The following is a 24562-nucleotide window of genomic DNA, read 5'->3' as shown; positions in this document are numbered from 1 at the left end:
TGAGCTGCCTACAAAAAGGGACCCGCTCATGTCCTACGACCCGTTCGACTGGATCGACGACGAGGCCCGACGGCGTGCCGACGCCGGGCTCGTCCGGGCGCTTCGCCCACGGCCCGCCGAGACGTCGCTGCTGGACCTCGCCGGCAACGACTACCTGGGACTGAGCCGGAATCCCGAGGTCACGGCCGCGGCGGCGGCCGCGGCACGCACCTGGGGCGCCGGCTCCACCGGCTCCCGCCTGGTCACCGGCTCCACCGCACTCCACGCCGAACTGGAGCGAGAGCTCGCCGACTTCTGCGGATTCGAAGCCGCGCTCGTGTTCTCCTCCGGTTACGCGGCGAACATCGCCGCGCTCACCGCGTTGTCCGGGCGGGACTCACTGATCGTGTCCGACGCGGGCAACCACGCCTCGATCGTGGACGGCTGCCGCCTCTCCAGGGCGTCCACCCGAGTCGTGCCGCATGCCGACCCCGAGGCCGTGCGCCGAGCGCTGGACGGTCACGAGGGGCGGACCCTGGCCGTGACCGACTCGGTCTTCTCGGTGGACGGCGACGCCGCCCCCCTGGCGGCCCTCGCCGAGGTGTGCAGGGCGAGCGGTGCGGCGCTCCTGGTGGACGACGCACACGGTCTGGGCGTCCTGGGCGAGGGCGGACGCGGGGCGCTCGCCGCCGCGGGGATCGCGGGCGGGGACGGGGTCGTCGCCACCATCACCCTTTCCAAGTCGCTCGGAAGCCAGGGAGGGGCGGTGCTCGGCTCCGCCAGGGTCATCCGCCATCTGGTCAACACCGCCCGCACGTTCATCTTCGACACCGGCCTCGCTCCCGCGGCGGTCGGCGGAGCCCTGGCGGCACTCCGGGTGCTCCGCAGGGAGCCCGGGCGTGCGGCCAGGGCCGGCGCCGTGGCGCTCGAACTGCACGGCAGGCTCACCTCGGCGGGACTTCGGACGGTACGTCCCGACGCGGCGGTGGTGGCGCTCCCGGCCCCCTCGGCGGACGCCGCGGTGCGCTGGGCGGCCGACTGCCGGACGGCGGGGCTGGCCGTGGGATGCTTCCGCCCGCCCTCGGTGCCGGACGGTGTCTCCCGGCTCAGGCTGACCGCGCGCGCGGATCTCACGGACGGGCAGGTGGGGTCGGCGGTGGAGACCCTCGTGGCGACCGCGCCCCTGCCGGTCAGCTGACCCGGGGGCCGTCCAGGCCGGCCAGGAAGACGGTCCATGCCGCGGCCGAGAAGCTCAGGGGCCGCAGGTCGGTGGCCTTCGAATCCCGTACGGCGAGCTGGTCGTCCTCGAGGCGTGCGGTCTCCACGCAGTTGTTCATCCCGGTACTCCGGCTGCTGCGGCGCCATTCGGGTGTGTGCTCTGCGGGACGGTAGGACATGGTGCCCCCCTCGGGCGTTCTTCGGGCTCCTCCCGACCGCCGCGGCCGATCCGGGCGATCAGGTCCAGTGAGCGCTCCGGCGACAGTGCGTGGGCCCGCATCGTGCGGAAGGCCGAGCTGTACGCCTCAAGGTCTTCTCTCCGCTCCAGGTAGAGGCTACTCGTCAGATGGTCAAGAACGACCACGTCCAGGTCGGAAGTGGTCTCAAAAGAGAAAATGACGAAAGGTCCCGACAGGCCGATATAGCTGCCCTTCTCGAACGGGAGTAACTGGAGTGTCACGTGGGGGAGTTGTGCGATCTCCGTAAGATGGCGCAATTGCTCTCTCATCACCCCGGGCCCGCCGACCTCCCGTCGCAGCACCGCCTCGTCGAGCACCGCGCTCAGCCGGAGGGGACGGGGCCCCATGAGGACGCCCTGCCGGGCGAGCCTCACCTCCACCAGGGAGTCGAGCTGTGCCGACGGCAGCCCGTCCAGGGAGGAACGGGTCACCGCCCGCGCGTAGTCGGCGGTCTGCAGCAGACCGGGCACCACCGAGGTCTCCAGCGTGCGGGCCGTGGAGGCCTGCGACTCCAGGCTGATGAAGTCCCGGTACTGCGGGGGGATGAGCCCGCGGTAGGCATGCCACCATCCGTTTCCGCCGCCGCCGGCGGAACCCGCCAGGGTCTGCAGCAGGGAGCGCAGCTGGCGGTCGTCCACCCCGTACACGTCCAGCAGCCTGGTCACGTCACGGGGGGTCACCCCGCTCGCCCCCGTCTCGATGCGGCTCACCTTCGACTGGTGCCAGCCCAGTAGGGCAGCGGCCTCCCGGCTCGTGAGTCCGGAGGTGTGGCGCAGGGCGCGCAGTTCCTCCCCGAGTTTGCGGCGGCGCACCGCGGGGCCGTTCCGCACGGCGGTCTCCTCCCGTTGTACGGAGGGCCGGCTCCGAGGGAACCGGCCTCAAAAGGGTCAGTGTCGCGCCAGCGCGCCGGTTCCGGGGCATAGTTCACCGTAATGGGCGACAGATATATGCATATCTTGGGGGATCGCCGTCATCGGGCGCGGTATCGGTGGCAGTCTGGCGCGAAGCACAGTCCAGGCCGACTCACATGTCGGTCCGGGTGGGAAGGGACGGCGTCGCCATGGCAGACCATCAGGAAGCAACCGTCACTCTGGCGAGCGATCCGGCCTCGGTCTCCGTGGCCCGCAGATACGTGGCCCGAGTACTCACCGAATGGGGACTGGCCGAGGAGGCGGACGCCGCCGACACCATCCGGCTGATCGTCTCGGAGCTCGCCACCAACGCCGTCCAGCACACCTTCGGCCAGTCACCCACCTTCACCGTGGGCCTCCGGCTCGACGAGGAGGGGCATTTCAGCCTCGGAGTGACGGACAGTCACCCGCGCCGCCCCCAACGGCTTCCGGCGGCCGTCCGGCAGGACAACGGGCGGGGCATGGTGATCATCCGGGCCCTGGCGAAGGAGTACGGCGGCCGACTCACCGTCACGCCCACGCCGGACGGGGGCAAGACGGTGGCGATCGCGCTTCCCTGGCCGGTACCGGCGCAGGCCTGATCCGCCGGCTCACACGCGCGGTCGCTCACGGTGCGCCCGGTCCCGCGGCGCCACCGCGCCCGGCTGCGGAGCCGCCCTGCCGCCCCCGCTGCGCGGCATCGCCCTGCCGGCCTCGGCGGTCGCGCTGCTCGCACTCGTCCGGTTCCCGGCCGTGGCGCGGCTGGTGGACCGGCCCGGGCCGTGGCTGCGCCGGCCGCGTGCCGCCGGGGCGTCGAGGGCGGCAGCGGCGCGGCGCTCACCCTGCCGGGGGTCCGGTCCTGGTGACCGGACCCCTGCCGCACCGGGCCGGAAGGGGCGAAAGGATCAGCGGACCCTCCCGTACCAGACGTTCGAGGCCCAGATCTTCTCCAGCCGGACCACGGCCCCCGTCTTCGGTGAGTGCCAGATCCTTCCGTCGCCCGCGTAGATGCCGACGTGGTAGACCCTGCGACCCGCGTGAAAGAAGACCAGGTCGCCGCGTTGCCGCTGCGACCTGGAGATATGACGGGTCTTGTTGTACTGCTGCTGGGCCGTGCGGGGGAGTTTCCTCCCGGCCTTCTTGAACGAGTAGAGAGTGAGCCCCGAACAGTCGAAGCGGTGGGGGCCGGTGGCTCCCCATCTGTACGGAGCACCCTTCTTGGAGGCCGCGATCTTCAGCGCGGTGGCCGAATGGGCGGCGGCCTCGGCTTCGTGCACGAATCCGGGGGCCATCATCGTGGTGCCCACGGCGAATGTGAGGACCGAGGCCGTGCCGACCCGGGCGAACAGAGACGGGACATGAACCTGCGCAGTCATGCGCAACCCTTCGTCAGCCGCCTGTGAAGGATGACCTGTCGGGTTCGGGCTGGCGAAGTTGCCCGGCCGCACGCTGCGGCTTCACCCCGAGGGTCGTCCGGTTGCCCGGCGACCCGTACTGCTCGGGTCCTCCACTCCTGCCGATCCACTCTGTCGACCAGTCATCCGGACGGCGGCAGGACTCGGCGTCCGCCCGGACCGCCCCGCCGCGGTGGCGGGGGCTCTTGTCGTCCCAGGGATCTTTACGCAAGGTCTGCCGGATTTTCTCTTCGAAGTGACGACATGTGAGGGTCGTCACGACTCGCCCGATCGGGTTGGCGCGGGTCTGCCGCGGGCTTCGGAGCCACGCCGGAGGCGCCGTGTACCAGCGATGGAAGGACGGATTCCGTTCAGAGCCCGCGCCCGTCGCGCAAGTTGGCCTGTCCCTCGGCCGGGGGACGTCCTACGCCGAACGAGCGGGGAAAACTCGTTCGGCCATCGGGCGTGTCGTGAGAAGGAGTACCGGCGCGGGACCCGGCGTCGGGAACAGCCGGTCCCGGATGCTCAGTCCGAGGGCGCCGGAGGTACGGCGACCCGGCCCGCCCGTCGCTCCCCGTCGAGCAGGCGCAGAGCCCGGGTCAGGGTCTCGGCGTGGATCTCCGACTCGCCTCGCTCGTGCATCAGCTTCAGTGCCTCCCGGAGGGCGGTGGCGTGAGAGACGAGGGCCTGTGCCGCGCGGAGCGCCCCGTACGTGTCGCCTCCCCTCGCCGGATTGATGCGGCCCAGCTGATCGACCGCCTCCAGGTAGCGGTCGATGAACTCGGCCTCGGCCCGGGTCAGGGCCGGGAGCGGTGGGAACGGGGAAGGGAGCATCTGGCGTTCACCTCGCGGAATGCGGCGGCCGGGACGGCGTGCTGCTCTCCGGACGTGGTGCACCGGTCCGAACGCCGGGACTGCCGGGGCGTCGAGCACGGTGTCCCGTTCGACGGCGGCACCGATCTCCACGGTGGTACAGCCCGTGTGACGGCCCGTAGGCCGTCAGCGGCGCGCGCTCACGCGCCGGCTCACGTGTGTGGATGCCGAGATCGGAGAGGCGGCCCCGCACCGGTTCGTCGGGAGAGAGTTGCTGGATGACTACCCGCGCGCCGGGCGCGGCATGTCGGGTCCCTGAGCCACCGCCGCGGGCGAGCGCCGGACGAGCAGGCCGTGCCCCGCCGCTGTGGCGCAGCACGGCCTCCTCGGGGTGCGGTGCGGGATCAGCCCGTCAGCGCCGGTGCGCTGACCCCGGTGCGGCGCTCCGTGCCTTCCGCCGTCGGCTCGGGGCGGACGCGTCCGCGGGCCAGGACGGCGGCCAGGCCGAGCAGCGCCCAGGTGGAGAGCACCGTGGTCGCCGTGCCCGCGGCGTTCCCGTCGAAGAACGCGACCGAACGCAGCAGTGAACCGCCCGCCCCCGGTGGCAGCCACTGGCCGAGCGCCCCGACCGGTTCGGGCAGCATCTCGGGCGCACTGGTGACACCGGAGAACGAGTTGCCCAGCAGCACCATCAGCAGGGCTCCCACGCCGATGCCCGGTGCGCCCATCAGCGCGGCGAGGCCCGCCACCGGCGCACCGATGGCGAGCACCGTCAGCCCGATCACGCCCGCCTCGGTCCACCAGTCACCGGTGAGCACCCCCAGCCAGCTGTCGGTCAGTCCGGTCGCGGCGATGCCGACCAGGGCCGCCCCGCCGACGAGTGCCACGACGCCGCGGACCCCGCGCAGCCCGAGCAGGGTCACGATCGCACCCGCGGCCACACCGGCGAGTGCGAGCGGCAGGATGCTGGCGCCGAGCGCGCTGCCGCGAGGGTCCGCCTCCGGTGCCGCGACGACGTCCGTGACCGGGACGGCGGTCCCGGGCGGTGCCGACGCCTTCACGGCCTCGGTCAGGAGCTGGGCGACGACCGGACCCGCCGCGGACGCGGTGAGCAGCCGCGGCCCGTTCCCCGTGATCACCACCGCGCCGTATACGACCCTCTCCTCGATCGCGGCGCGGGCGGCGGCGTCGTCCGTGTAGCGGTGGATCTCGAAGGCGCCGGGGCGCCGCTCGAGCCGCTGCTCCAGCTGATCGGCGGCCGGGGCCGCACCGGCGATGCCGACGGGCAGGTCGCGTGGCGCTGTCCGGGCCGCCGGCCAGGCGAAGGCCCAGAGCGCCAGGGTCACTGTCAGCGGGACGAGCAGGATGGCCGCCACCGCACGGCGGTTCGGTGCAGCTGGCATTGCGGACGCCTCGATTCAAAGAGAAGGATCGTTCGTTTTTATGGCGCCACCACTGTCACGCCGGGCCCGGGCGTTGTCAAGAAGGAACGTTCGTTTTATATTGGTCGCATGGCACGTGTATCCCAGGAGCACCTCGACGCCCGCCGCAGGCAGATCCTCACCGGTGCGGCGCGCTGCTTCGCCGGCAACGGCTTCCACGGCACCTCCATGCAGGACGTGCTGAAGGAGGTCGGCCTCTCGGCGGGCGCCGTCTACCGCTACTTCGCGGGCAAGGAGGAGCTGATCGCGGCCATCGCCGAGGAGGCCTTCGGCCGCATCCGCGGTGCCTTCGAGCGGGCGGCGGATCTCACGCCGCCGCCCGCCCCCGATGTGCTGCTGGGCAGGGTGCTGCGAGGCGCCCTGGAGGGGCAGATGTACGGACTCGAGCGCCGCGCCTGCGCCATGCTCGTCGTCCAGGTGTGGGCCGAGAGCATGCGCGACGAGAGCCTCGCGCGAGCGCTCGACGAAGGGTACGCGGGGATGCGCGCGGCATGGGTGAGGCTGGTCGAGGCGTACCGCGAGGCCGGTGCCATGAGCTCCGACGTGCCGGCCGGCGACGTCGCGCGCACCATGATCGCCGCCGCCCAGGGGTTCCTGGCGCAGGAGGCGCTGTTCGGGGGAGTGGGGCCCGAGGTGCTGGAGAACGGCTTGCGCGGCCTGATGTCCATCGATCCGCAAAAGATCAGTTAACGCGCCGGAAAAACTTCCGCCCTAACGTGCAATACCTGGTCGCGGAATCCTCTTCATCGTTCAACAGAGTGTTGAAGCCGGGATAGGGTCCCGCTGCGCCCGGGGCAGGTACCGGGCGGAACACGAAGAGGGTGGAAGCGTGCAACTGACTCCGCACGAACAGGAACGCCTGCTCATCCATGTGGCCGCCGACGTCGCGGAGAGGCGCCGGGCGCGTGGACTGAAGCTGAATCACCCCGAGGCGGTCGCACTGATCACCTCGCATCTCCTGGAAGGCGCGCGCGACGGCCGGACCGTGGCCGAACTCATGGCGTCGGGGCGGAAGATCCTCACCCGGGACGACGTCATGGAGGGCATCCCGGAGATGATCCACGACGTCCAGGTCGAGGCCACCTTCCCCGACGGCACCAAGCTCGTCACCGTCCACGAGCCGATCGTCTGACGGGGGAGCAGCCGATGATTCCCGGAGAGATCCTGTACGCGGAGGGTCCGGTGCCGCTCAACGAGGGGCGTCCCGTCACCCGCCTGACCGTGCTCAACGCCGCCGACCGGCCCGTCCAGGTCGGCTCGCACTACCACTTCGCCGAGGCCAACCCCGGCCTGGAATTCGACCGCCGGGCCGCCCGCGGCCTGCGCCTGAACATCGCCGCCGGTACCGCCGTGCGCTTCGAACCCGGTGTTCCCGTCGACGTCGAACTCGTCCCGCTCGCAGGCCTGCGCATCGTCCCCGGACTGCGCGGCGAGACCGGAGGTCCCCTCGATGCGTGAGCTCAGCCGCCCCGTGTACGCCGACCTGTTCGGGCCCACCAAGGGCGACCGCATCCGGCTCGCCGACACCGACCTCGTCGTGGAGATCGAGGAGGACCGGTCCGGCGGTCCCGGACACGCCGGTGACGAAGCGGTGTTCGGCGGGGGCAAGGTCATCCGGGAGTCGATGGGCCAGGCGCGCACCACCCGTGCCGAGGGCGCCCCCGACACGGTCATCACCGGCGCGGTCGTCCTCGACCACTGGGGGATCGTCAAGGCCGACATCGGCATCCGCGACGGACGCATCACCGGGATCGGCAAGGCCGGCAACCCGGACACGATGGACGGGGTCCACCCCGATCTCGTCATCGGACCCGAGACCGAGATCATCGTGGGCAACGGCAAGTTCCTCACCGCCGGAGCCATCGACGCCCACGTCCACTTCATCTCGCCGACCCTCATCGACCAGGCGCTCTCCTCCGGCATCACCACGCTCGTCGGAGGGGGGACGGGACCGGCCGAGGGCACCAAGGCCACCACGATCACCCCCGGCCCCTGGCATCTCGCCCGGATGTTCGAGGCGCTCGACGGGTACCCGGTCAACATCGGCCTCCTCGGCAAGGGCAACACCATGTCCCGAGAGGCGATGCACTCCCAGCTGCGCGCCGGAGCACTGGGGTTCAAGATTCACGAGGACTGGGGCGCGACACCGGCCGTCATCGACGCCTGCCTGGGCGTCTGCGAGGAGACCGGCGCCCAGCTCGCCATCCACACGGACACCCTCAACGAGGCCGGATTCGTCGCGGACACCCTGGCCGCCATCGCGGGACGCTCGATCCACGCGTACCACACCGAAGGCGCGGGCGGTGGGCACGCCCCCGACATCATCAGTGTGGTGTCGGAGCCCTACGTCCTGCCCAGTTCCACCAATCCGACCCGGCCGCACACCGTCAACACCATCGAGGAACACCTCGACATGCTGATGGTCTGCCACCACCTCAATCCCACGGTGCCCGAGGACCTGGCCTTCGCCGAGTCCCGGATCCGTCCCTCCACGATCGCGGCCGAGGACATCCTCCACGACCTCGGCGCCATCTCGATCATCTCCTCCGACTCCCAGGCCATGGGCCGTATCGGAGAGGTCGTCCTGCGTACCTGGCAGACCGCCCACGTCATGAAGCGGCGACGGGGCGCCCTGCCGGGCGACGGTGCGGCCGACAACCACCGCGCACGTCGCTATGTCGCCAAATACACCATCAACCCTGCTGTCGCCCAGGGACTGGACCGGGAGATCGGATCCGTCGAGACGGGCAAGCTCGCCGACCTGGTGCTGTGGGAGCCCGCCTTCTTCGGAGTCAAGCCGCAGACGGTGATCAAGGGCGGTCAGATCGCCTACGCGCAGATGGGCGACGCCAACGCCTCGATCCCCACTCCTCAACCGGTGATGCCCCGGCCCATGTTCGGCGCCGTCGGCCGGGCCCCGGCGTCCAACTCGTTCAACTTCGTCTCCTCGGCCGCCGTCGAGGCCGGGCTTCCCGGTCGCCTGGGACTCGGCAAGACCTTCGTGCCGATCACCAGCACCCGGGGTGTCACCAAGGCCGACATGAGGGAGAACGACGCCCTCCCCGACGTAAAGGTCGACCCCGACAGCTTCGCCGTGACCATCGACGGTGACCCCGTCGAGCCCGCTCCAGCCGCTGAACTCCCCATGGCTCAGCGCTACTTCCTCTTCTGAGGTCAGGACAGCACTTCATGACGACGCGCGCAGCCCTGCTCGTCCTCGCAGACGGCCGGTTTCCCGCCGGTGGGCACGCCCACTCCGGTGGCGCCGAGCCGGCCGTCAAGGCGGGACGCATCCGGGACGCCCGGGACCTGGCCGACTTCTGCCGGGGCCGGCTCCACACCACCGGGCTCACCTCCGCCGCCCTGGCCGCGGCAGCGGCACACGGCCACGACCCACTCGCCCTCGACGAGGCGGCGGACGCCCGTACCCCTTCGCCCGCACTGCGGACCACGGCCCGCAAGCTCGGCCGTCAGATGATGCGCGCGGCACGGGCCACCTGGCCCAGCCCCGAACTCGCCGCACTCGCCGAGGCCAGGCCGCGCGGTGCCCACCAGCCCGTCGTCCTCGGTCTCGCCGCACGCGCGGCGGGCCTCGGCCCCCCGGACGCGGCCCACTGCGTCGCCTACGAATCGGTCAGCGGGCCCGCCACCGCGGTGGTCCGGCTCCTCTCCCTGGACCCCTTCGAGGCCACCGCCGTGCTCGCCCGGCTCGCCCCCGATCTCGACAGGGTCGCCGAGCAGGCGTCGGAGGCGGCCAGGCGCGGCATCGACGCACTGCCCGCCGCCTCCGCCCCACTGCTCGACATCTCCGCCGAGGCGCACGCCGCCTGGCCGGTACGCCTCTTCGCGTCCTGACCCCCTTCCGCCCAGCCCCGCACGCCCGCCCCTCCCAGGAGCCGTATCCATGCATCTCGACCACGCACACCACGCGCCCGCAGCCGTCAGCGCCGACGCGACACGTCCCGACGGCACCCGACGGGCGCTGCGCATCGGCCTGGGAGGACCCGTCGGGTCGGGGAAGACGGCCACCGTCGCCGCGCTCTGCCGCGCCCTGCGCGACCAGCTGTCCATCGCCGTGGTCACCAACGACATCTACACCCGCGAGGACGCCGCCTTCCTCCTCCGTAACGCGGTACTGCCGCCCGAGCGCATCCAGGCGGTGGAGACCGGGGCGTGCCCGCACACGGCGATCCGCGACGACATCTCCGCCAACCTCGAAGCCGTCGAGGACCTGGAGGAAGCCGTCGGCCCCCTCGACCTCATCCTCGTCGAGTCGGGCGGGGACAACCTCACCGCGACCTTCTCCAAGGGGCTCGTCGACGCCCAGCTCTTCGTCATCGACGTCGCAGGCGGTGACGACATCCCGCGCAAGGGCGGTCCCGGTGTCACGACCGCCGACCTCCTCGTCATCAACAAGACCGACCTCGCCCCCTACGTCGGCTCCGACCTGGAGCAGATGGCACGCGACGCCGCCGAGCAGCGGGGTGAACTCCCCGTCGTGTTCACCTCCCTGACCGGCCCCGACGGCGTCGCCCCCGTCGCCGACTGGGTGCGGGCGCGGCTCGCGGACTGGGCCGCATGAGCGTCGAGGCCACGGCGCGGATCACCGCGGTCGCCGACGGACGGGGATCGACGGCGCTCCCGGTGCTCGAGAGCGAGGGGCCTCTCGCCCTGCGCAGGACCAGATCCGCGGACCCCGCCCGAGCACGCGTGACCGTGGTCGGCGCGATGAGCGCGCCCCTCGGCGGCGACCGGCTCGCCGTCGAGGTGAGGGCCGAGGGCGGCGCACGTCTGACGGTCGACTCGGCCGCCGCCACCGTGGCCCTGCCCGGACCGTCCACGGCCGGCGGCCCCGCCGCGTACGACGTCCGGCTGAGCGCGGGGGAGGAGGCCGAGCTCCACTGGCTCCCCGAACAGCTGATCTCGGCGTCCGGCAGCAGCCTCGACATGACCACCCGTGCCGAACTCGCCCCCACCGCACGGCTGGTGCTCAGGGAGGAGCTGATCCTCGGCCGGCACGGCGAGAGCACCGGACGGCTCTCCAGCCGTCTGACGGTACGCCGGTCCGGGCGGCCCCTGCTCGATCAGCAGCTGGCCTACGGGCCCGGCGCGCCGGGAGGGTGGGACGGTGCGGCCGTCCTCGGCGGACACCGGGCGGTGGGGCAACTGCTATTGGTCGACCCGGCGTTCGAGGAGAGCCTTCCCGAGGCGCGTCTGCTGGGGCCGGGTGCCGTGCTCACCCCGCTGGCGGGCCCCGCCGTACTCGTCACCGCGCTCGCCGCGGACGCACGGCTGCTGCGGGTCCTCCTGGACGAGGCGTCCGAAGGGCTCCTGAAGGGTTCAAGGCCGCTACGGCAGAGCTGAGTTCGCTCAGCGGGACAGCCGGTACCGGTTATTGGTTCGGTAAAGAAACACGTGTACGCCCTGTTCTCAGCAACCCCACAGACGAAAGGATCCGCCTGGAGACAAGAACCGACGCGCGGCCCCGGGCCGCGCCACACACAGGGGGAGGTTCCACGTGAAGCGCACAGCGATGCTCGGCTCGGCCGGCACTCTGATCGCGGGGACGCTCATAGCGGGAGCGATAGCCGCACCGGCGGCGGGTGCCGACAGCCGGCACCACGTCGACCAGCAGGCGCAGGGCGTGCAGACGGCCGCGGCCAGGGCGGCCCGGACGGGCATCGACTGGAAGGACTGTCCGGCCGACTGGGCGATCGCCGCACCCATCCAGTGCGGCTGGGTGAGTGTCCCCCTCGACTACAGCAAGCCGAACGGCAAGCAGATCAAGCTCGCGGTCGACCGGCACGTCAGTACGGGGACCAAGAGCGAGCGCCAGGGCGCCCTCGTCTACAACCCGGGCGGCCCCGGTGGCTCGGGCATGGCGTTCCCGAAGCGCATCGTGACCAAGAACCCGCTCTGGACGAAGGTCGCGCAGGCCTACGACTTCGTCGGATTCGACCCGCGCGGTGTCGGCCACTCGGCGCCCATCTCCTGCATCGATCCTCAGGAGTTCGTGAAGGCACCGAAGGCCGACCCGGTACCGGACAGCGAGGCGGACAAGCGGGCCCAGCGCAAGCTGGCCGCCGAGTACGCCGACGGCTGCGCCGAGCGCAGCGGCGAGATGCTGCCCCACATGACCACCCCCGACACCGCGCGTGACCTGGACGTCATCCGTGCCGCGCTCGGCGAGAAGAAGCTCAACTACCTGGGCGTCTCCTACGGCACCTACCTGGGCGCGGTCTACGGGACGCTCTTCCCCTCGCACGTCCGCCGCATGATCGTGGACAGCGTGGTCAACCCGGAGAAGGACAACATCTGGTACGAGGCCAACCTCGGCCAGGACGTCGCCTTCCAGACCCGCTGGAACGACTGGAAGGCGTGGGTCGCGAAGAACGACGCGGTCTACCACATCGGAGACACACCGGAGAAGGTCGAGCAGGCCTGGCTGACGCTGCGCGCGGCCGCGAAGAAGAGCCCCATCGGCGGCGTCGTCGGCCCCGCCGAGCTCATCGGGTTCTTCCAGAGCGCCCCGTACTACGACTCCGCCTGGGCGCCCACCGCACAGATCTGGAGCGACTACCTGGGCGGCGACACCCAGGCGCTGATCGACGCCGCCGCACCCGACATGTCGGACACCGCGGGCAACATCGGCGCGGAGAACAGCAACGCCGTGTACACGGCGGTCGAGTGCGCCGACGCCAAGTGGCCCACCAGCTGGAAGAAGTGGGACCGGGACAACACCCGGCTGCACAAGCAATACCCGTTCATGACCTGGGCCAACGCCTGGATGAACCTGCCCTGCGCGACCTGGCCGTCGCAGCAGCGGACGCCGCTGGACGTCCGTACGGGCAAGGGACTCCCGCCGGTGCTGATCGTGCAGTCCACCCGTGACGCCGCCACCCCGTACGAGGGCGCCGTCGAGCTGCACAAGCGGTTCAAGGGTTCCCGCCTGATCACCGAGAAGGACGCCGGATCGCACGGTGTCACCGGTCTCGTCAACCCGTGCATCAACCAGCGGGTCGACACCTACCTGCTCACCGGGCAGACCGACCGGAGCGATGTCACGTGCGGCCCGCACGCCACGCCGAAGCCGTGATCACCCCATGACGTGAGCGGGCGGCCGATGATTCCCGGCGGCCGCCCGCTCACCCCTGGCCTCACCGCCCGTGGCCGTGCTTCTCCAGCCAGGCGTCCTCCGCCGCGTAGCCGAACAGCACCCCGCCGTAGATCTCCGCCAGCTTCGGAAAGACACCCGCCCAGTCACGGCCCGCCAGCTCCGCCGCGAGCCATTCGACGGTGCGCGGCAGCGACTCCGCGTACCCCGTCAGCGGGCGGTATCCCAACTCCCCTTGGCGAGGCATGGAGCCCCGGCGCTCACGCCGCCCGGGCACGGGACTCTGCCCGCGGCAGATTCCCCGCTCAGCGTGAGCGCCGGGGGAGCTTCCCGGACTCCTCGGCCTGCGCGGCCTTGGCCTTCGCCGCGTACTCGTCGACGTACTCCTGCCCGGAGAGGCCGAGGATGGCGTACATGATCTCGTCCGTGACCGCGCGGATCGCCGCCTTCTGGTCCTCCAGGCCCGCGAACCGGGAGAAGTCGAGAGGCTCCCCGAACCTGATGGTGACCCGCTTGACCTTGGGCACCTTCTGTCCGGGCGGCTGGATCTCGAAGGTGCCGACCATCGCGCAGGGGATGACCGGGACCCCGGCCCTGATCGCCATCACGGCGACGCCCACCTTGCCCTTGTACAGCCGTCCGTCGTGCGAGCGGGTGCCCTCGGGATAGATGCCCAGGAGTTCACCCTTGCCGAGAACCCCCAGCCCTTCGCGGATGGCAGCCTGACCCGCTTCCTTCCCTGACCGGTCCACGGGGATCTGCCCGATGCTGTGGAAGAACGCGGCGGTCAGTTTGCCCTTGAGACCGGGACCGGTGAAGTACTCGGCCTTCGCCAGGAAGGTGATGCGCCGCTTGAGGATCGCGGGCATCAGGAAGTGGTCGGAGAAGGAGAGGTGGTTGCCCGCCACGATGGCCGCGCCGTCGTCGGGGATGTGCTCGAGTCCCTCGATGCGGGGACGGAACACCAGGCGCAGCAGGGGGCCCAGGACGACGTACTTCAGTACGTAATAGAACACAGCTTCTCTCCTAGCCTTCCGGACCGGGCCGGTGGCCGCGCTCTGCAAGGTCACACGCGCGATCAGATCGATCCCGGTCGGCCGCCGCCCGGCCTCTTCGGTCGGGTACCCGCTCCTCGCTCTCTCACCTGACGTGGCGTCACCGGGCGGACACCGTCCGCCCGCCACCGATGATCGATCGTAGCTTCGATCCGGTCGCATCCGTAGCCCGTGGCGTGCGGAAGTCCCCCCGCACGGTGAAAGGGGCCCGCGGCCCGTGCCGCGAGCCCCTCCCGGGGTGGTCGTGCGGGGCCCACGCCGACGCGGCGGAACCGCGGGGCGGGCGTTACGTCAGTCGGGGAGCACGTCGGAGGCCGCCACCACGGTGGCGAACACATCGGTGAGCATGGTCAGCGCGGCCGTCTTCAGGGCAGCCGCCGGCACGACCCCGCCGCCGGGGGAGACGAGAGCCCGGGTGGCGGTCGCGTCGGCCACGACCGTGGGGCGGTACCCCAGGTTGAACGCCTCCTGGGCGGTGTAGTTGACGCACATGTGCGTCATGAAGCCCGCGAGTACGAGACTTCCGCCGCGTTCCGCGCCGAAGCCCAGGCCGGTCAGGGTCTTCTCGAGCTCCGTCGCGTGGAAGGCGTTCGGGTGCCCCTTGACCACGACCGGCTCGTCCCCTGCCGGTGCGACCTCGTCGCAGACGGCACCGATCCGGGCACGGACGTCGTACGGGGAGCCCTCCCCGCCGTCGTGGACGACATGGACGACGGGGGCGCCCACGGCACGCGCCCGGGCGAGGAGGCGGGCACCCGCGGCGACGGCTTCCCCCGCGCCCTCCAGGGCCATGACCCCGTCGAGATAGGTGTTCTGGAAGTCGATCATGACCAGCGCGGACCGGCCCAGCCGGGGCGGGGTGTCGTCGAGGCCGAGGAGGGTGCGCAGGGGGGTGGAGGGCTGGGCGTGGGTCATCGTGGGTCCTTCCGGATCGGATTCTCGGGCATGGCTGCGCTGTCCCCGGAACCGCGGAACGGCCCCGGGGGGAGGTGTGCGGGATTCGGGCGGCGGGGGCGGAGGAGTGAGGGAGTCAGGCGGGCGCGGTCCTGAAGCGCCGGCGGTAGGCGGAGGGAGTGGTGGCGAGCTGCCGTGCGAACGCCCGGTGGAGGGTCTCCACCGAGCCGAGTCCGGCGATGGCCGCGACCTGGCCCAGGGAGTGGTCGGTGCTCTCCAGGAGCCGACGCGCCGCCTCCACCCGTGCCGCCTGGACGTACGCCGCGGGGCCCGTGCCGGTCTCCTGCTTGAAGACCCGTGCGAAGTGCCGCTCGCTCAGCCGCATACGGGCTGCCAGTGCCGGGGCGGACAGGTCCTCACCGAGATGGCCGGCGATCCAGGACCGCAGCTCGTCGATGTCGCGCCGGGTCGCGGCGGGGCGGCTGAGCGGCACCGAGAACTGGCTCTGGCCGCCCTGCCGCTTGAGGAACATCACGAGCTGGCGCGCCACGGCGAGAGCGGTCTTCTCCCCGAGGTCCTCGGCGACCAGTGCCAGCGAGAGATCCAGACAGGCGCTGATCCCGGCACCCGTCCACAGCCTCCCGTGGTCGGCGCGGACGAAGATCGGATCCGGGTCGACGGTGACCGTCGGGTGGTCGGCGGCCAGCTGGGCGGCGGTCGACCAGTGGGTCGTCGCCGTCCTGCCGTCCAGCAACCCGGCCGCCGCCAGCACGTGCGCGCCGACGCAGACGGAGGCCATCCGACCGACGTGGGGGGCGGTCGCCCTCACCCAGGCCACGACGTCGGGGTCGACACGGGCCGTGGGGCCGCGGTCCGTGATGTCGGCGGCCCCCGGCACCACCAGCGTGTCCGCCCCGTCCCCGACCTCGTCGAAGGTCAGATCGGTCAGCAGGCGCACGCCCGCCGACGTCCGCACGGCCCCCGCGTCCCGCCCGGCCAGGCGCACCTGGTACGGGGTGCGCCCCGGCGTCTCCCGGTTGGCCAGCGCGAAGACCTCGGCGGGGCCGGTGACGTCGAGCAGGTCGACGCCGGGGAAGACCGCGATCACTACGCGGTGGGTGAGGGACATGACCTCATCCTCGCCGTCACGCTCCCGGGGCCGCAATGACGGTTTCCTGTCACATCCGGACATGGCGGCAGTGCCCGGACCGTGCCGTACTCCCGGCGGTACTCCTGCGCCCGGGAGCGGGACCGTGCGGCCAGGACCGTGCCGTACTCCCGCGCCCCAGGCACGGGACCATGCGGTCCCGGTGCCTCAGGGACGGACCAGCCGCCCCAGCGCCCACCGGGCGGGACCGGCGTACGCGGCGACGAGGACGGCCGGCCCCTCGATCCGGAGCGTCGTCGCCGATCCGCCCGGACGGCGCGCGACCTCGTGGAGCAGACGCAGGCGTGCCGGTCCGAGCCGGACCCGCCACGCCCAGCACCACCGCGGCTCGTCCACCGACTCCACGGTGAAGGCGGCCGTGATGCCGAACAGCGAGACGACCTCGCCCCGCACACCCGGCGCGAGCCGCTCGCCGGTCCCGCGTACCGCCCTGATCTGCGGTGACCAGGACGGCCACCGCCCAGGCGTGATGTAACGGAGCCAGACCTCCTCGGCCGGTGCGCCACCCTCGGCGCGGAGCGTCAGGGAGGACACGCGGACTTCTCAGGCCTGGTGGTGGATGAACTCGTTGAGCGCCTTGCCCGGCCGCAGAGCCGCCTCGCCACCGACGTCGTGGAAGCTGCCGAAGCCCACGAGGGTGACCGCCCCGCCGGTCTTGAGCGCCTCGGCGATCACCCCGGCTTCCGAGAGAGTGCCGAAGAGGGCGTCGACCACCCTGCCGATGTCCTCGGCGGACAGTTCGCCGCCTTCGGCCGTCCTGCGCCCGATCGCCTCGATCAGTCCGGACCTGTCCATGTGAAGCACCCGCTTCCAGGGGGGTGCGCCGTGGTCGCGCACGAGCCGCGAACGGCGTGCCGGATCAGGCACGCCGCGCCACAGGCCATGCTCGCACCGCGGGAGCGCACCCGCACCCGCTGGCCCGGTGGTGCGCGCGCGGGCACGCCGGGGCACCGGACGGGCCGTTCCGCCTCAGGTGTCGCGGGTGGCGAGCATGCCCAGGGTGGCCAGTCCCAGCACCACCCAGCCGAACCAGAGCCAGCCGTTGCTCCCCAGCGCCACCGTGTACGCCGTCACCGCGACCAGCGCGCCGATCGTGAGCACTCCCATGGTCTTCGTGGTTCCAGGCATGAGCACACGCTCCTCACCCGGCCGCACGGCCGTTGAGGACATGGTCCCCCCTCGGGGGGTCTCATCGCTACACCGCTACTGCCCGCGGGCCTGCAGCGAGGCGAGATAGGCGTTGTACGCCTTCAGCTCCTGGTCCCCGTCCCGGTCGGCCGCCCGGTCGGAACGCTTGGCCGTCCGCTGTTCGGAGCGGTACCACTGGAAGACGAGCGCGATCAGCACGAGCACGGAGGGGATCTCGCTGAACGCCCAGGCGATCCCGCCCGCGGCCGACTGATCGCCCAGCGCGTCGATACCGAGCGACGCGGGCGGATTCTCGTATGCCTTCACCATCGGCTGGGTGGCCATCATCAGCGCGATCCCGAAGAACGCGTGGAAGGGCATACCGGCGAACAGCTCCAGCATCCGCATCACGTAGCCGGGCCGGTGAGGGCCGGGATCCACTCCCATGATCGGCCAGAAGAACACCAGGCCGACCGCCAGGAAGTGCACCATCATCGCGATGTGACCGGTCTTCGACTGCATCAGGAAGTCGAACAGCGGGGTGAAGTACAGCCCGTACAGGCTCGCGATGAAGAGCGGGATGGTGAAGGCCGGATGCGTGACGATCTTCATGTAGCGGCTGTGCAGCAGCTTGAGCAGCAGCTCACGAGGGCCCGTCCGTCCCCGGCCCGCTACCGGCAGGGCACGCAGTGCCAGCGTCACCGGGGCACCCAGCAGCAGCAGGATCGGCGACACCATGCTGATCACCATGTGCTGCACCATGTGCACGCTGAACATGACCATGCCGTAGTCATTGAGGCCCGTGCACATCACCAGGGCGATGGACAGCACGCCGACGACGAAGAGCACCGTCCGGTTCACCGGCCACGCGTCGCCGCGCCCGCGCAGCCGCAGGACCCCGTAGCCGTACAGGGCGAGTGCCACCACGCAGCCGATCAGGAAGAACGGGTCCGCGGAGAACTCGAGCCCACGTCCCAGCGTGAACGGCGGCAGGTCCATGTCCATGCCGTGCCCGCTGTGATCCATCTGTCCACTCCCGCCGGGGGCATCCCCCGATTCGTGCCGGTTGTCCGGTCCAGACTAGAACCGCCCCCGGCCGCGGGTGCGGCCGGGGGCGGTTCACGGGGCGTCGTGGCGCTCAGAGAACGACCTGTGCCTCGGCGTAGCGCTCGGCGGGGACCGTCTTCAGGGTCTCCACGGCGGCCGCCAGCGGGACCATCGTGATGTCCGTCCCCCGCAGCGCCGTCATCATCCCGAACTCACCGCGGTGGGCGGCCTCCACCGCGTGCCACCCGAAACGGGTGGCCAGGACGCGGTCGTACGCGGTCGGGGTGCCGCCGCGCTGCACATGCCCGAGGATCACGGGGCGGGCCTCCTTGCCGAGGCGCTGCTCCAGCTCGCCGGAGAGCTGGGTCGCCACCCCGGCGAAGCGCTCGTGGCCGTAGATGTCCTTCGTGCCCTGGGCGAACTCCATGGAGCCCTCGCGGGGCTTGGCGCCCTCGGCGACGACGACGATCGCGAACTTCTTGCCGTCCGAGAAGCGGCGGCCGACCACGTCCGTCAGCTCGTCGATGTCGAAGGGGCGCTCGGGCACGACGATGGCGTGCGCGCCCGCGGCCATGCCGGAGTGCAGGGCGATCCAGCCGGTGTGCCGGCCCATGACCTCGACGATCAGCACCCGCTGGTGGGACTCCGCGGTCGTCTTCAGCCGGTCGAGCGCCTCGGTCGCGACCCCCACGGCCGTGTCGAAGCCGAAGGTCACGTCGGTGGACGCGATGTCGTTGTCGATGGTCTTGGGCACACCCACGATGGGCAGACCCGCGTCCGAGAGCAGGTTCGCGGCCTTGAGGGTGCCTTCGCCGCCGATCGGGATGATCGCGTCCAGCCCGAGCTCGGCGACATGGCCCCTGGCGCGCTCCACGCCGTCACGCAGATGCGCGGGCTGGACGCGGGAGGACCCGAGGATGGTGCCGCCGCGCGCCAGGATGCCGCCGACCGCGTCCAGGTCGAGCTTGCGGTAGTCGCACTCGAGGAGGCCCTTCCACCCGTCGTGGAAGCCGATGACCTCGTCGCCGTGGTCGACCACCGCGCGGTGGACGACGGACCGGATGACGGCATTGAGGCCGGGGCAGTCGCCGCCGGAGGTGAGCACACCAATTCGCATTGCCCGGGAAACCTTTGCAACGTGGGCCGACGCCGGACCACGTCGTCCGGTTGGATCCCCGCCACCCTACCGGCGCGGGGTGGCCGGACCGAACCCGCTGTCCGACTGCTGGACGTCCACCGGGTGTACACCGGCCGCACACACGTGAGGACCGGCCCCCGCGGGGGCCGGTCCTCACGTGTCGCGTCAGGCGGGCTGCGTCGCCGCGGCGATGCGCTCGGCGCGGAGCGCCTCGTACCACCGGTCGTCGCTCGGCGGCAGCGCGTTCACGTCCAGCGCCAGCTTGAGCAGCAGGTCCGCGATCTGCGGGTTGCGCGCCAGGACCGGGCCGTGCATGTACGTACCGAAGACGGTGTCGTTGTACGCGCCTTCCGTGCCGTCCCCCGTGCCGTTGCCCCGGCCGAACCGCACCCGGGCGAACGGGCGTGCCGTCGGGCCGAGATGGGTGATGCCCTGGTGGTTCTCGAACCCGGTCAGCGGAGGCAGCCCGAGGTTCGGGTCGATGTCCCCCAGCACGTCGCCGACGCACCGGTCACCCTCGCCGCGGGTCGAGATCACGTCGAGCAGTCCGAGCCCGGGCTCGCGCTCGCCGAGGTCGTTGATGAACTCGTGGCCGAGGATCTGGTAGCCGGCGCAGACGGAGAAGATGATCGCCCCGTTCGCCGCCGCCCTGTTCAGCCCTCCGTCGCGGCGCAGCCGCTCCGAGGCGAGCCGCTGGGGCCGGTCCTCGCCGCCGCCCACCAGGTAGATGTCGCCCGACGTCGGGATCGGCTGGTCGCTGCGCACGTCGACGCGCGACACGTCCAAACCGCGCTGGCGCGCCCGGCGCTCCACCACGAGGGCGTTGCCCTGGTCGCCGTAGGTGCTGAGGAGGTCCGGGTAGACCCACACCAGCCGCAGGCTGTTGTTGCTCATGCTTCGTCCTCTCCGGGGGTTGCCCGCGCGGGGGTCAGTTGCCGACACGACGGCGCAGATCCTGGAAGGCGGTGTAGTTCGCGATGACCTCGATACGGCCGGGCGGCGACATCTGGACGGCCTCGTCCAGGGTCTCGCACACACGGAAGTCGAGACCCGCGACCTCCAGCCGGACCGCCAGGTCCAGCTTGCGGTCGCCGAGCACGAAGATCGGGTGGCCGTGCAGCTGGGTGTAGTCGACGTCCCAGAGCCACGACGTGTCCGTGCCGTCGGCGCCCCGGGCGTTCACCGAGAGGATCACCGGCGTGGGCGGTGGGTCGATCAGCGAGAACGTCTCCAGCCAGCCGGCGGGGTTCTTCGCCAGCAGGAGCCTGAGCTCCCGGCTCAGGAAACTCACCACGTCGTAGCGGCCGGCGACCGCCTGCACCTGGTACATGCGCTCCAGCGCGACCTGGGGCGGCACGCCGAAGACGGCGGCCACGGCCGCCGAACTCGTGGCGTTGGCCTTGTTGGCCCGGCCCGGCAGCTGCAGGTGGATCGGCCACGCGGACCCGTGCGGGTCCAGGACGTAGTCGCCGTTGAGCGCCCAGCTCGGGGCGGGTCGGCGGAAGCCGCACTCGCCGCAGAACCAGTCGTCGCCGGGACGCTGCATCACACCGCCGCACGAGGGGCAGGACCAGGCGTCGTCCTTCCACGCCTGACCGGCCGCCACCCACACCACGTTGGGGGAGGACGAGGCGGCCCAGACGATCAGCGGGTCGTCGGCGTTCGCCACGATCACGGCCTTGGACCCCGACAGGCCCTCACGCCACTTCTCCGCCAGCATCCGGGTCTCCGCCGCACGGTCCAGCTGGTCGCGGGAGAGGTTGAGCAGCGCGATCACCTTGGGCGTCGTGTCGCGCGCCACACCGGCGAGGTACTTCTCGTCGACCTCGATCACGCCGTACCGCGCGTCCGAGCCCCCCGCCAGGGCGGAGGTGATCCCCGCGGGCATGTTGGCGCCGAGAGCGTTCGACACGACGGGCCCCGCGGCCCTGAGCGCCTCCGCGATCAGCCGGGTGGTGGTCGTCTTGCCGTTCGTCGCGGACACGAGGATCACGTCCAGGTGCTGCGCCAGCCGCCCGAGCAGGTCGGGGTCGAGCTTGAGCGCCACCCGGCCGCCGATCACCGATCCGCTGCCGCGCCCCGCGGCGCGCGACACCGCCGCCGCGGCCTTGCCCGCCGTCACGGCGAGCTTGGCCCGCGGCGACAACGGCTCCGTGTTGCCTGCCATCGTCCTAGATCCTCCTTGCGTAAGTCCGCACCCAGCCTATCGATGTCCGGCCCGCTGCCCGCACCTCGGCACCACGGGGAACGTGGAGGTCACGTGGAACGTACGCTTCTCCCCATGCGAAACCGCCCGATCCCCGGCAGTTCCGGACGCGTTCGGGCCATGAGCCTGTTCGGCGCCCCCGTGCTCCACTCCCCGTGCGCGGAGGTCACCGACTTCGGCCCGTCCCTCGCGGTGCTGGTGGAGGACATGTTCGCCACCATGTACGCGGCGAACGGTGTGGGGCTCGCCGCCAACCAGATCGGCTTCCCGCTGAGGGTGTTCGTCTACGACTGCCCGGACGATGACGAGGTCCGGCACCTGGGGCACATCGTCAATCCCGTGCTGGTCGAGGCCGACGGCGTCACCGTACGCGGACCGGAGGGCTGCCTTTCGCTCCCGGGGCTCGAATCGGGCACGCCCCGCTTCGACCGTGCGGTGGTCGAGGGGCGGACGGTGGACGGCGACCCGGTGCGGGTCACCGGGACGGGCTGGTTCGCCCGGTGCCTGCAGCACGAGTGCGATCACCTCGACGGCACGGTCTACACCGACCGGCTGACGGGCCTGCGCCGTACGAGGGCGTTGCGGGCGGCCCGGCGCGCACCCTGGGCCCGTACGGAAGCCGGGGGCTGATCCGCTCCCGGCACGGGGTGAGGGGCCCGCGGGTCAGAAGCCGCGGCCCCCGGGGAGGTCGCCCGCGTCCGCGAGCCTGCCCCACAGGAGGTCGGCGAGGCTGCGGACCAGCTGTTCGCGGGAGCACGGCCGGTCGCCCAGCCACCAGTCACCCGCCGCGTGCATCATTCCGACGATGCCGTGCCCCCAGATGCGGGCCATCTGCTCGCTGTCGGGCCCGAGGTCGACCCGCTCCGCGATCACCTTGCCGAGCTCCTCGCCCAGGCGCCGCAGCAGAGGTGCGGAGTGCCGGCCCACGTCGAACCCCTGCTCGGGCAGCGGGGCCGCGTCGTCGGACGGGTGCATCAGGAAGCGGTAGACCTGCGGTCGCGCCTCGATGGCCGCGAGATAGGTGTCGAGGGTCGACTCGACGCGCTCACGTCTCTCAGAGGGCGCGTCGAGCGCGGCTCTGAGCGCGCTCAGCAGGGCGTCGGTGTGACGCTTGGCGAGAGCGCGGTAGAGACCGCCCTTGTCGCCGAAGTGCCGGTAGAGGATGGGCTTGGTGATACCGGCCTCGGCGGCGATGGCGTTCATCGACGCCTTGGGGCCGTCCCTGAGCACCACCCGGTCCGCGGCTTCCAGCAGCTCCCGGCGACGGCGCTCGGCCGCTGTCCGCTGCCGCTCCGCCCCTCGTGTGGTCTCCATGTCGTCTCTCCCGCCCCACCCGGCTGTCCTGCGATCTCGTCACGCCCGGGCAACGTAACACCCTGCTCAGGCTCGCGCGGATCCGTCGCCGGTCGGTTGACAGAAGCTACTTGGCGGTAACAGACTGCGGTTACCGCTAGTAACGGTTTGATCCGGAAGTGCATGGAGGGGAACCATGGCCGAGTTCACGCTCGAGCTCAACGACGACCAGAAGCAGGTCCGTGACTGGCTGCACGGATTCGCCGCCGAGGTGATCCGGCCGGCCGCTTCGGAGTGGGACGAGCGTGAGGAGACGCCCTGGCCCGTCATCCAGGAGGCGGCCAAGGTGGGCATCTACTCGCTCGACTTCTACGCCCAGCAGTTCTTCGACCCTACGGGGCTGGGCATCCCCATGGCCATGGAGGAACTGTTCTGGGGTGACGCCGGCATCGCCCTGTCGATCGTCGGTACGGGCCTCGCGGCGGTCGGCGTCCTCGCCAACGGCACCGAGGAGCAGATCGGCACCTGGATCCCCCAGATGTACGGGGACGCCGACGACGTGAAGGTCGCCGCCTTCTGCTCCTCCGAGCCGGACGCCGGTTCGGACGTGGCCTCCATGCGGACCCGCGCGGTGTACGACGAGGCCAAGGACGAATGGGTGCTCAACGGCACCAAGACCTGGGCGACGAACGGCGGCATCGCCAACGTCCACGTCGTCGTCGCCGTGGTCGACCCGGAGCTGGGCTCCAAGGGCCACGCCTCGTTCATCGTCCCGCCGGCCACCCCCGGGCTCTCGCAGGGGCAGAAGTTCAAGAAGCACGGCATCCGTGCCTCGCACACCGCCGAGGTCGTGCTGGAGGACGTACGCGTCCCCGGCCACTGCCTGCTCGGAGGCAAGGACAAGCTCGACGAGCGCCTCGCCCGCGCCAGGGAGCGCGCCAGGTCCGGCGGTGAGCGCGTCAAGAACGCCGCGATGGCGACCTTCGAGGCGTCCAGGCCCGCCGTCGGGGCCATGGCGGTGGGCACCGCCCGCGCCGCCTACGAGGTGGCGCTGGACTACGCGAAGACCCGGACCCAGTTCGGCCGCCCCATCATCGACAACCAGGGCATCGCCTTCCAGCTGGCCGACATGCGCACGCGCATCGACGCCGCCCGGCTGCTCGTCTGGCGCGCCTCCTGGATGGCGAGCGCGGGCAAGCCCTTCACCGCGGCCGAGGGCTCGATGTCCAAGCTGTACGCGAGTGAGACGGCGAAGGCGGTCACGGCGCAGGCCGTGCAGATCCTCGGCGGCAACGGCTTCACGCGTGAGTACCCCGTCGAGCGCATGCACCGGGACGCCGCGATCTACACCATCTTCGAGGGCACGAGCGAGATCCAGCGCCTGGTCATCGCCCGCACCCTGTCGGGGATGCCGATCCGCTGAGAACCGCCTCGCGCCCGCCGGGGGGGGGGCCCCCCCCCCCCCCGGGCCCGCCCCCCGCCCCCGCCCGCCCCCCGCCGCCCGCAGCCCGCGCCGCCCGCCGGAGCGAGGGGGGCCCCCCCCC

The 24562-nt window shown here is 71.6% G+C and carries 28 protein-coding genes, 1 pseudogene and 1 riboswitch; of the genes and pseudogenes, 12 read left to right on the top strand and 17 right to left on the bottom strand.

The genetic code is table 11. From position 1 onward, the window contains the following. The first annotated feature begins 28 nt into the window (after window positions 1–28). Window positions 29–1177 carry an 8-amino-7-oxononanoate synthase gene (locus ACFXOA_RS30190; protein WP_385035004.1) on the top strand — a complete coding sequence of 383 codons (1149 nt, stop codon included), beginning with the start codon at window positions 29–31 and terminating at the stop codon, window positions 1175–1177. Here ACFXOA_RS30190 and ACFXOA_RS30185 read toward each other — a convergent pair. After that, the gene (locus ACFXOA_RS30185; protein ID WP_385035002.1) at window positions 1170–1316 is read right to left on the bottom strand and encodes a DUF397 domain-containing protein; all 147 of its coding nucleotides are present in this window, start codon (window positions 1314–1316) and stop codon (window positions 1170–1172) included. The genes ACFXOA_RS30190 and ACFXOA_RS30185 overlap by 8 nt on opposite strands. Further along, on the bottom strand, window positions 1313–2266 hold the full coding sequence (locus ACFXOA_RS30180) for a helix-turn-helix domain-containing protein (protein WP_385035000.1): 954 nt from the start codon (window positions 2264–2266) through the stop codon (window positions 1313–1315). Before ACFXOA_RS30180 ends, ACFXOA_RS30185 begins: the two co-directional genes overlap by 4 nt. 230 nt (window positions 2267–2496) lie before the next feature. Here ACFXOA_RS30180 and ACFXOA_RS30175 point away from each other — a divergent pair, with 230 nt between their 5' ends. After that, window positions 2497–2928 carry an ATP-binding protein gene (locus ACFXOA_RS30175; protein ID WP_385034998.1) on the top strand — a complete coding sequence of 144 codons (432 nt, stop codon included), beginning with the start codon at window positions 2497–2499 and terminating at the stop codon, window positions 2926–2928. A 303-nt stretch (window positions 2929–3231) separates the two neighbouring features. On the opposite strand, the gene ACFXOA_RS30170 is transcribed toward ACFXOA_RS30175, so the two are convergent. The 3 genes from ACFXOA_RS30170 to ACFXOA_RS30160 form a co-directional block, all read right to left on the bottom strand. Next, window positions 3232–3702 carry a C40 family peptidase gene (locus tag ACFXOA_RS30170; protein WP_385034996.1) on the bottom strand — a complete coding sequence of 157 codons (471 nt, stop codon included), beginning with the start codon at window positions 3700–3702 and terminating at the stop codon, window positions 3232–3234. A 3-nt stretch (window positions 3703–3705) separates the two neighbouring features. Then, window positions 3706–3887, bottom strand: a riboswitch (cyclic di-AMP (ydaO/yuaA leader). A gap of 358 nt (window positions 3888–4245) precedes the next feature. Beyond that, window positions 4246–4554: a hypothetical protein gene (locus tag ACFXOA_RS30165; RefSeq protein WP_385034994.1), complete on the bottom strand. Its 309-nt coding sequence runs from the start codon at window positions 4552–4554 to the stop codon at window positions 4246–4248. 383 nt (window positions 4555–4937) lie between these two features. After that, window positions 4938–5936, bottom strand: a complete 999-nt coding sequence (locus ACFXOA_RS30160) for an ABC transporter permease (RefSeq protein WP_385034992.1) — start codon at window positions 5934–5936, stop codon at window positions 4938–4940. Window positions 5937–6044: 108 nt separating this feature from the next. Between ACFXOA_RS30160 and ACFXOA_RS30155 the strand changes: the two genes are divergently transcribed. The 8 genes from ACFXOA_RS30155 (at window position 6045) to ACFXOA_RS30120 (ending at window position 13071) form a co-directional block, all read left to right on the top strand. Continuing rightward, entirely contained in the window at window positions 6045–6665 is a 621-nt protein-coding gene (locus ACFXOA_RS30155; protein ID WP_385034990.1) for a TetR/AcrR family transcriptional regulator, read from the top strand. Window positions 6666–6804: 139 nt separating this feature from the next. Further along, window positions 6805–7107, top strand: a complete 303-nt coding sequence (locus tag ACFXOA_RS30150; RefSeq protein ID WP_385034988.1) for an urease subunit gamma — start codon at window positions 6805–6807, stop codon at window positions 7105–7107. Window positions 7108–7121: 14 nt separating this feature from the next. Beyond that, window positions 7122–7433 carry an urease subunit beta gene (locus tag ACFXOA_RS30145; RefSeq protein WP_385034986.1) on the top strand — a complete coding sequence of 104 codons (312 nt, stop codon included), beginning with the start codon at window positions 7122–7124 and terminating at the stop codon, window positions 7431–7433. Next, on the top strand, window positions 7426–9147 hold the full coding sequence (locus tag ACFXOA_RS30140) for an urease subunit alpha (RefSeq protein WP_385034984.1): 1722 nt from the start codon (window positions 7426–7428) through the stop codon (window positions 9145–9147). The genes ACFXOA_RS30145 and ACFXOA_RS30140 overlap by 8 nt, the downstream gene beginning before the upstream one ends. A 17-nt stretch (window positions 9148–9164) precedes the next feature. Further along, a complete protein-coding gene (locus ACFXOA_RS30135) occupies window positions 9165–9830 on the top strand; it encodes an urease accessory protein UreF (protein WP_385034982.1) in 666 nt (221 codons plus the stop codon). Window positions 9831–9879: 49 nt separating this feature from the next. Next, window positions 9880–10557 carry an urease accessory protein UreG gene (gene ureG / locus ACFXOA_RS30130; protein WP_385034981.1) on the top strand — a complete coding sequence of 226 codons (678 nt, stop codon included), beginning with the start codon at window positions 9880–9882 and terminating at the stop codon, window positions 10555–10557. Next, on the top strand, window positions 10554–11339 hold the full coding sequence (locus tag ACFXOA_RS30125; RefSeq protein ID WP_385034979.1) for an urease accessory protein UreD: 786 nt from the start codon (window positions 10554–10556) through the stop codon (window positions 11337–11339). The genes ureG and ACFXOA_RS30125 overlap by 4 nt, the downstream gene beginning before the upstream one ends. A 169-nt stretch (window positions 11340–11508) precedes the next feature. Next, window positions 11509–13071 carry an alpha/beta hydrolase gene (locus tag ACFXOA_RS30120; RefSeq protein WP_385035021.1) on the top strand — a complete coding sequence of 521 codons (1563 nt, stop codon included), beginning with the start codon at window positions 11509–11511 and terminating at the stop codon, window positions 13069–13071. A 61-nt stretch (window positions 13072–13132) separates the two neighbouring features. On the opposite strand, the pseudogene ACFXOA_RS30115 reads toward ACFXOA_RS30120, so the two are convergent. The 11 genes and pseudogenes from ACFXOA_RS30115 to ACFXOA_RS30065 all read right to left on the bottom strand — a co-directional run. Further along, a pseudogene (locus tag ACFXOA_RS30115) lies at window positions 13133–13321 on the bottom strand (NAD(P)-dependent oxidoreductase); the annotation flags it as partial. Window positions 13322–13394: 73 nt separating this feature from the next. Then, window positions 13395–14105: a lysophospholipid acyltransferase family protein gene (locus tag ACFXOA_RS30110; RefSeq protein ID WP_385034977.1), complete on the bottom strand. Its 711-nt coding sequence runs from the start codon at window positions 14103–14105 to the stop codon at window positions 13395–13397. A gap of 330 nt (window positions 14106–14435) precedes the next feature. Further along, window positions 14436–15059, bottom strand: a complete 624-nt coding sequence (locus ACFXOA_RS30105) for an isochorismatase family protein (protein ID WP_385034975.1) — start codon at window positions 15057–15059, stop codon at window positions 14436–14438. A 115-nt stretch (window positions 15060–15174) separates the two neighbouring features. Next, a complete protein-coding gene (locus tag ACFXOA_RS30100) occupies window positions 15175–16167 on the bottom strand; it encodes a GlxA family transcriptional regulator (protein WP_385034973.1) in 993 nt (330 codons plus the stop codon). Between the two features lie 186 nt (window positions 16168–16353). Continuing rightward, entirely contained in the window at window positions 16354–16740 is a 387-nt protein-coding gene (locus ACFXOA_RS30095) for an SRPBCC family protein (RefSeq protein WP_385034970.1), read from the bottom strand. A gap of 9 nt (window positions 16741–16749) precedes the next feature. Further along, window positions 16750–17001 (bottom strand): HU family DNA-binding protein, encoded by a 252-nt coding sequence (locus tag ACFXOA_RS30090; protein WP_385034968.1) that lies wholly within the window; start codon window positions 16999–17001, stop codon window positions 16750–16752. Between the two features lie 174 nt (window positions 17002–17175). After that, the gene (locus tag ACFXOA_RS30085; RefSeq protein ID WP_362555200.1) at window positions 17176–17334 is read right to left on the bottom strand and encodes a hypothetical protein; all 159 of its coding nucleotides are present in this window, start codon (window positions 17332–17334) and stop codon (window positions 17176–17178) included. A 75-nt stretch (window positions 17335–17409) separates the two neighbouring features. Then, window positions 17410–18360, bottom strand: coding sequence for a cytochrome c oxidase assembly protein (locus tag ACFXOA_RS30080; RefSeq protein ID WP_385034966.1), 951 nt, complete (start codon window positions 18358–18360; stop codon window positions 17410–17412). 112 nt (window positions 18361–18472) lie between these two features. Beyond that, entirely contained in the window at window positions 18473–19498 is a 1026-nt protein-coding gene (locus ACFXOA_RS30075; protein ID WP_385034964.1) for a 6-phosphofructokinase, read from the bottom strand. 186 nt (window positions 19499–19684) lie between these two features. Next, window positions 19685–20413 (bottom strand): type 1 glutamine amidotransferase, encoded by a 729-nt coding sequence (locus ACFXOA_RS30070; RefSeq protein ID WP_385034962.1) that lies wholly within the window; start codon window positions 20411–20413, stop codon window positions 19685–19687. A gap of 34 nt (window positions 20414–20447) precedes the next feature. After that, window positions 20448–21686, bottom strand: a complete 1239-nt coding sequence (locus ACFXOA_RS30065; RefSeq protein WP_385034960.1) for a MurT ligase domain-containing protein — start codon at window positions 21684–21686, stop codon at window positions 20448–20450. A gap of 114 nt (window positions 21687–21800) precedes the next feature. Between ACFXOA_RS30065 and def the strand changes: the two genes are divergently transcribed. Next, window positions 21801–22355: a peptide deformylase gene (gene def / locus ACFXOA_RS30060; RefSeq protein WP_385034958.1), complete on the top strand. Its 555-nt coding sequence runs from the start codon at window positions 21801–21803 to the stop codon at window positions 22353–22355. A gap of 33 nt (window positions 22356–22388) precedes the next feature. Here def and ACFXOA_RS30055 read toward each other — a convergent pair whose 3' ends face one another. Next, entirely contained in the window at window positions 22389–23039 is a 651-nt protein-coding gene (locus ACFXOA_RS30055; RefSeq protein WP_385034956.1) for a TetR family transcriptional regulator, read from the bottom strand. A gap of 175 nt (window positions 23040–23214) precedes the next feature. Here ACFXOA_RS30055 and ACFXOA_RS30050 point away from each other — a divergent pair, with 175 nt between their 5' ends. After that, window positions 23215–24441: an acyl-CoA dehydrogenase family protein gene (locus tag ACFXOA_RS30050; protein ID WP_362555212.1), complete on the top strand. Its 1227-nt coding sequence runs from the start codon at window positions 23215–23217 to the stop codon at window positions 24439–24441. The last annotated feature ends 121 nt before the right edge of the window (window positions 24442–24562 follow it).

Source organism: Streptomyces sp. NPDC059166 (assembly GCF_042755185.1).
GTDB lineage: Bacteria > Actinomycetota > Actinomycetes > Streptomycetales > Streptomycetaceae > Streptomyces.
The sequence above is the reverse complement of the archived record's forward strand: the minus strand, read 5'-3'. Positions and strand labels throughout refer to the sequence as shown.